This window comes from Nonomuraea sp. PA05 (genome assembly GCF_008086045.1).
GTDB classification, from domain to species: Bacteria; Actinomycetota; Actinomycetes; order Streptosporangiales; family Streptosporangiaceae; genus Nonomuraea; species Nonomuraea monospora.
Map to the genome: position 1 here is coordinate 1 of NZ_VSEY01000116.1, position 516 is coordinate 516.

The window sequence follows — 516 nt, forward strand, 5'->3', positions numbered from 1 at the left end:
GACGAGGACGCCCGGCGCGGTCTCGAGCGCGGTATGAACCAGCTCGCCGACGCCGTCAAGGTGACCCTCGGCCCCAAGGGCCGCAACGTCGTGCTGGAGAAGAAGTGGGGCGCTCCCACGATCACCAACGACGGTGTTTCCATCGCCAAGGAGATCGAGCTCGAGGACCCTTGGGAGAAGATCGGCGCCGAGCTGGTCAAGGAAGTCGCCAAGAAGACCGACGACGTCGCGGGTGACGGCACCACCACCGCCACCGTGCTCGCCCAGGCGCTGGTGCGCGAGGGTCTGCGCAACGTAGCCGCCGGCGCCAACCCGATGGCCCTGAAGAAGGGCATCGAGGCCGCCGTCGAGCGCGTCAGCGAGGAGCTCTCCAAGCTGGCCAAGGACGTGGAGACCAAGGAGCAGATCGCCTCCACCGCCTCCATCTCCGCCGCCGACGCCGAGATCGGCTCGCTCATCGCCGAGGCGATGGACAAGGTCGGCAAGGAAGGCGTCATCACCGTCGAGGAGAGCAAC

1 protein-coding gene is annotated in these 516 nt (G+C 67.6%); it reads left to right on the plus strand.

Annotated elements, in window-relative coordinates; translation table 11 throughout:
* The coding region (locus FXF51_RS60280; protein ID WP_316247686.1) for a TCP-1/cpn60 chaperonin family protein at positions 1-516 on the plus strand (516 nt) is incomplete at both ends.